At 75.3% G+C, this 1488-nt stretch carries 1 protein-coding gene and 1 pseudogene; one reads left to right on the plus strand and one right to left on the minus strand.

Annotation, left to right across the window (positions count from 1 at the left end; all coding sequences use genetic code 11):
- Positions 1–121 precede the first annotated feature (121 nt).
- Complete coding sequence (locus tag B7767_RS26645) at positions 122–1093, plus strand: ABC transporter ATP-binding protein (RefSeq protein ID WP_085574414.1); 972 nt, start codon at positions 122–124, stop codon at positions 1091–1093.
- Positions 1094–1104: 11 nt separating this feature from the next.
- Here B7767_RS26645 and B7767_RS26650 read toward each other — a convergent pair.
- Positions 1105–1488: pseudogene (locus B7767_RS26650) on the minus strand (hypothetical protein); the annotation flags it as partial.

Genomic DNA, 1488 nt, shown 5'->3' on the forward strand with positions numbered 1-1488 from the left:
CCCGGCCGTGGCACGGCCGTCCCCGTTCCGGGCCCGGGGGCCGGACGGCCGTGCGGCCGCCCGGTGGCAGGGCCCGCCCGTACGGTGCCGCAGCGACCGACTCCCGCCCAGGAGGCCCCCGATGACCTCGGACCCCACGCTCGCCGAGCTGGCCGACCGCGTCGCCGCCGACCGCGACCGCCCGGCCTACGGCCATGACGCGCTCATCACCTGCGACCGCCTGGTCCGTGTCTTCACCGCGGACGGGGTGGAGGTGCAGGCGCTCCAGGGGCTCGATCTCCTGGTGCGGGAGGGCGAGTTGATGGCGCTCGTGGGCGCGTCCGGCAGCGGCAAGTCGACCCTGATGAACATCCTGGCCGGCCTGGACACCCCCACGGCCGGCGCGGCGCGCGTGGCCGGCCGCGATCTGCTCACGATGACCGCCAGGGACCGCCTCGCCTACCGCCGCGAGGTCGTCGGCTTCGTCTGGCAGCAGACGTCCCGCAATCTGCTCCCCTATCTGACCTCGGCGCAGAACGTCGCCCTGCCGATGCAGCTCGCCGGCCGCCGCGGCGACCGCTCCCGGTCCGGACGCCGGGCCCGCGCCGAACGCGTACTGGAACTGCTGGAGCTGCTGGAGGTGGCGGACTGCCGCGACCGCCGTCCGCATCAGATGTCCGGCGGCCAGCAGCAGCGCGTCGCCATCGCCGTGGCCCTCGCCGGCGACCCTTCCGTACTCCTCGCCGACGAACCCACCGGCGAACTCGACTCCCACACCGCGGAGCAGATCTTCGCCGCGTTCCGCACCGCGAACGAACGGCTCGGCACGACCATCGTGATCGTCACCCACGACCAGGCGGTGGCGGGCGAGGTCCGCCGCACGGTCGCCATCCGGGACGGCCGTACCTCCACCGAGGTGCTGCGCCGCAGCGAGGTCGACGCGGCCACCGGCCACGAGACCGTCGTCGCCCGCGAGTACGCCATGCTCGACCGCGCCGGACGCCTCCAGCTTCCCGCCGAGTACACGAAGGCGCTGGACATGCGTGACCGCGTCGCGCTGGAACTGGAACCCGACCACATCGCCGTCCGCCCGGACGACAGCGAAGGGCGGTGAGCGGACCGCCCTCAGCGCACGCTGAGGCCCAGCGCCCCGAGGCCCGCCCGGCGCACGGCGACCGACCCGTAGGGCGTACGCAGCCGGAGCCAGGACCCCGAGGAGAACAGTCCCTGTTCGCCGCCCCGCAGGAACCCCAGCGACTGGGCGGCGTGCACCGCCCGCACCGGAAGCCCGGTCCCCGCGACCGTGCGGGACCAGATCTCCCGCCCGATCCGGTCGAGCTCGGCCCTGGTACGCAGCTCGGGTGCCAGTTCCTCCGTACGGGAACGGAACTCCGCGACCGACGCGGCGACGAGCCCGCTCAGCTCCCGCGGCGCCGGCAGTCCGGGCTCGGCCCGCCAGCCGCCGCGCGGCGGCAGCACCCCGGCCCACGGCGGTCCGGTCACCGCACC

This window comes from Streptomyces sp. 13-12-16, assembly GCF_002114215.1.
GTDB lineage: Bacteria > Actinomycetota > Actinomycetes > Streptomycetales > Streptomycetaceae > Streptomyces.